The organism is Promicromonospora sp. NPDC057488, from assembly GCF_042802395.1.
GTDB lineage: Bacteria > Actinomycetota > Actinomycetes > Actinomycetales > Cellulomonadaceae > Promicromonospora.
The window spans coordinates 1-4,065 of the sequence record NZ_JBHVEG010000301.1 but is presented as its reverse complement, the minus strand read 5'-3'; the positions used below and the strand labels follow the sequence as shown (position 1 = coordinate 4,065).

Below are 4,065 nucleotides of genomic sequence, written 5' to 3'. Positions count from 1 at the left end.
TCGGCAGAACGTCAGGTGGTCGGCAGCTCGGAATACCGACCATCTGACGTTCTGCCGACCGTCCGGGGGGCCGCCGGGGCGGGAGCAGGGAGCGCGGAGGTGAGCGCGCGGTCCGTCGTCGTGCCGGACGGGATCGAGCCGGGGTGGCTCGCCGGACTCGGGGACGTCGTCGTGCGGACCGACTCGCGGGAGGAGCCGCTCTCCGCGGTCGAGCTGGACGGGATCGACGCCGTGGTGACGGCCGCGCGGGTCGCCGTCGCCGAGACCGGCACGATCGTGCTGGACGGCGAGCCCGACCAGGGCCGGCGCGCGATCTCCCTGGTCCCCGACGTGCACGTGTGCGTGGTCCGGACCGACCAGGTGGTGCAAACCGTGCCCGAGGCCGTGCGGCTGCTCGACGCCGATCCTGGCCGCCCGCTGACCTGGATCAGCGGGCCGAGCGCCACGAGCGACATCGAGCTCGACCGCGTGGAGGGCGTGCACGGGCCCCGGACGCTGCACGTGGCGCTCGTGTCCTGAGGTCTCGACAGGCTCGACCAGCGGGCGGGCTCGGCCAGCGGGCGGGCTCGGCCGCCGGGCGCCACGCGCTTTCAGGGGTGCAGCCGCGCCCCCTTGACCACCTTGTCCACGACGCGCCGTTCGCCCGCTACCGCGATGCCGACCAGGTCGAGCTTCTCGGTTGCGACGCCCGCGACGGCGGCCCGGTTGTCGACGTCGTTCCCCGTGGCGAACAGGTCGGCCGTGTAGACGCCGATGCGCAGGCCGCGCGTGGCGGCGCGCTCCCGGAAGGTCGCGAGCCGGTCGCCGTCGGCCACCATGACCATGACCGGGGTGCCGAGCATCGCGAGGTACTCCTGGCCGTCCGCGTCACGGTAGGTCTCGCCGACCAGCTCGGGGTAGGCCGCGGTCACGGCGCTGGACAGGAAGGCGGTGACATTGTTCTCCTGCCAGGCGAGCAGGTCGTCGCGGAGCACGATCACGATCTTGGGCTGTTCGAAGGTCATGTCGCCCAGCGTGCGGGCGGACGGCGCCGCGGATCTTGTACGTTCTTGATGTGCCCCCGCTCGATCTCCCCGCCGGCCCGGCCCTCGCCGGCCCGGCCCCGGACGTGGTGCGCGCCTGGCGGCCCGCGGTCCCGGGGGTCGCCGAGGTGCTGCACGCCGCGTGGCACGAGCACGCCTACCCGGCGCACACGCACGACACCTGGACCGTGCTGATTGTCGACCGCGGGCTGATCGGGTACGGGCTGGACGGTCAGGAGCACGCCGCGCGGCGCAGCGGGGTGACCGTGCTGCCCCCGGGCGTGGTGCACGACGGGCGGTCCGTGACCGCGAGCGGCTTCCGCAAGCGCGTGGTCTACCTGGAGCCCACCGTGCTCGACGACGCCCTGGTCGGCCGGGCGGTCGACGCACCGCTGGTCCCCGACGACACGCTGCGCGCGCGGTTCGCCGGCCTCGACCGGGCCCTGACCGCGCGCGAGGACGTCGCGGCCGAGAGCCTGCTCGCCCTGGTCACCGAGTGTCTGGCCTGGCACCTGACCGGCCGCCCGACGCCGCCGCGCGAGCCGCCGTCGGCCTCCACGGCCCGCCGCGCCCGCGACCTGCTCGACGCCGACCCGGCGCGGCCGGTGCGGCTCGCCGAGATCGCCGCCGAGCTGGACGTCACCGTGCCGCACCTGGTGCGCGCGTTCACGCGGGAGCTCGGCCTGCCGCCGCACCGGTACCTGGTCGGACGGCGCCTGGACCTGGCCCGACGTCGGCTGCTGGCCGGCGAGCCGGCGGCGTCCGTCGCGGCCGCAACGGGATTCCACGACCAGGCGCACCTGACGCGGCACTTCCGCCGTCTGCTGCGGACCACGCCGGGGCGCTACCAGCGGGGCTGACCGGGGCGCGGGCGGGCGGGCCGCCGTCGTCCGTCAGCGAGGCGGCCGCCGTCGTCCGTCCCCTTCGAGGCCTAAGTTTCTCCCCTTTCGAGCGCGTCAAAGAGGAGAAACTTAGGCCTCGAAGGCGAGAAGCGTCACGCCCCGCACGCCCGCGCACCGCAGCGACCGGTCGTCCGGTGCGGGAGAATCGGATCTCGTGACCGACCCCGTGACCGAGCCCGCCCTCTTCGACCTGCCCCCGGGTGCGCGGCGCCCCCGCGCGCGCGTGGTGCTGCTGACCGGACCGTCGGGTTCGGGCAAGACGTCGCTCACGCAGCGGCTCGGCCTGCCGGTGGTCCAGCTCGACGACTTCTACCTCGACATCGACCACCCCGGCCTGCCGCAGCGCTACGGCAGCGTGGACTGGGACAGCCCCGAGAGCTGGGACGGCAAGGGCGCGCTGGCCGCGCTGCAGGAGCTGGCCACCGAGGGCCGCGCCGAGGTCCCGGTCTACGACATCCCGACGTCGCGCCGTACGGGCATGCGCCGGCTCGACATCGGGGACTCGCCGCTGATGATCGCCGAGGGGATCTTCGCGGCGCAGCTCGTCGAGGAGTGCCGCGCCGAGGGGCTGCTCGCCGACGCGATCTGCCTGTCGCGGCCGCGCCTGGTCACCTTCTGGTTCCGGTTCCTGCGCGACGTCGCCGAGGCGCGCAAGCCGATCGTGACGCTGCTGCGCCGGGGGACCTCGCTGCTGCGGTCCGAGCCGGCGATGATCGAGCGGTGGGTCGCGCTGGGCTGCCGCGAAACCTCACCCGCTCAGGCCGAGAAAGACATCCGAAACCTCCTTGTGCAGAAGTCCTCGGATACGTAATCCTCGTGTAACCAAATTGCCATGTAACGCACATCCGCAGGGCTCACCCTGGGCACAGGAGGTGGTGTCTGTGATCCAGCGCAACGGTTTGCGTGTGCTCTCGCTCTACGAGGGCTTCTTCAGCGGCGGGGCTCGTGTCCTGCACTCGACAGTGGTTGCCGGTCTGCATCAGGGCGGTCGTCAGCAGCATTCCGTGCTGAGCCTGCACCACGAGGTCCGGCGCGAGGCCACCCTCCAGCGCATGGAGGACGACCCCCGCTACCGCGCCCTGCGCGCCGCGGGCGTCCGGATCGGATCCCTGGGCCGGAGCACCGACGCGAATCACGACCCGCGGGTGTTCACCGAGGCCGAGCTGCGCGCCGCGGCCCACCAGGCCAGCAGCTCCCACGTCATCCTGTCCCTCAAGGAGCAGCCGCTGCGGCTCGTGAACCAGGACGCGTTCCCGCAGCGTCCGGTCATCGCGTGCCTGCACCGGTCGGACCCGGAGCACCAGGGCGACGCCCTCGGCGACCTGCTGACCGCGGCGGAGCGGGGCCGCCTGGCGGCCGTCGTCTGCTGCGCGGAGTCCACGCGCGACGCCTACCGGGAGGCGGGCGTGCCCGCCGACCTGCTGCGCGTGGTGCCGAACGGCATCAACCTGGCCCGGTTCCGGCCCGTGCAGGGCGCACGCCGGCTCGCCCTTCGGGGCGCGGCCGGGATCCCGGCCGACGCGACGGTCGTGGTCTACGCCGCGCGGTACGACGAGATGAAGAACCCCGAGCTGTTCCTCCGGTCGGCCCGGACGTTCCTCGAGCTCGACCCCGCCGGCTACGTGCAGATGTGCGGCGCGGGCATGAGCTCGGCCAACCCCGCGCTGCAGGACGACCTGGCCCGCATCTTCGGCGACCGCCCGGACCTGCTGGAGCGTCTGGACCTGCTGGGCGTGCGGCACGACATGGAGCTGGTCTACGCGACGGCCGACGTCGTCGCGCTGACCTCGACGTTCGGCGAGGCCGCGCCGCTGTGCCTCATCGAGGGCTCGATGTGCGGGGCGGTGCCCGTCACGACCCCGGTGGGCGACGCGCCCTCCATCGTCGAGCGGATCGGCTTCGTGACGTCGTTCGACCCGGACGAGATCGCCGCGACCTGGATCGAGGCCGCGGCCCGGCGCGAGGAGCTCGAGTCGGCGCGCACCGCCGTCCGGCCGAAGTTCAGCCACGTCCGGATGATCGCCGGGTACTCGAGCGTCATCGAGCGCACGCACCGCGACGCGGGTTTACGGATGGCGCGGGTGTGACGCTCCCCGGGTGATCGGTAGGACGTCAGGTGGTCGGCACCCCGGGGTGCCGAC

Annotated in this window: 5 protein-coding genes; 4 read left to right on the top strand and 1 reads right to left on the bottom strand. The window is 73.6% G+C overall.

Going from position 1 to position 4,065, the window contains the following annotated elements; translation table 11 throughout:
- Nucleotides 1-519 (top strand): lactate utilization protein C (locus tag ACFU5G_RS29410; protein WP_377252597.1); only part of this gene is annotated, 519 nt, incomplete at its 5' end.
- Between the two features lie 71 nt (nt 520-590).
- Here the strand turns inward: ACFU5G_RS29410 and ACFU5G_RS29405 are convergent.
- Nucleotides 591-1,004: a DUF2000 family protein gene (locus ACFU5G_RS29405; protein WP_377252595.1), complete on the bottom strand. Its 414-nt coding sequence runs from the start codon at nt 1,002-1,004 to the stop codon at nt 591-593.
- A 50-nt stretch (nt 1,005-1,054) separates the two neighbouring features.
- Between ACFU5G_RS29405 and ACFU5G_RS29400 the strand changes: the two genes are divergently transcribed.
- The 3 genes from ACFU5G_RS29400 to ACFU5G_RS29390 all read left to right on the top strand — a co-directional run bounded on the left by ACFU5G_RS29400 (nt 1,055) and on the right by ACFU5G_RS29390 (nt 4,011).
- Entirely contained in the window at nt 1,055-1,882 is an 828-nt protein-coding gene (locus ACFU5G_RS29400; RefSeq protein WP_377252593.1) for a helix-turn-helix domain-containing protein, read from the top strand.
- A gap of 196 nt (nt 1,883-2,078) precedes the next feature.
- A complete protein-coding gene (locus ACFU5G_RS29395; protein ID WP_036966728.1) occupies nt 2,079-2,735 on the top strand; it encodes a uridine kinase in 657 nt (218 codons plus the stop codon).
- Nucleotides 2,736-2,928: 193 nt separating this feature from the next.
- Nucleotides 2,929-4,011 (top strand): glycosyltransferase, encoded by a 1,083-nt coding sequence (locus ACFU5G_RS29390; protein WP_377252591.1) that lies wholly within the window; start codon nt 2,929-2,931, stop codon nt 4,009-4,011.
- The last annotated feature ends 54 nt before the right edge of the window (nt 4,012-4,065 follow it).

Coding starts and splice junctions, on each gene's coding strand:
- ACFU5G_RS29405 (WP_377252595.1), bottom strand. CDS start 1,004: ATGACCTTCGAACAGCCCAAGATCGTGATCGTGCTCCGCGACGACCTG.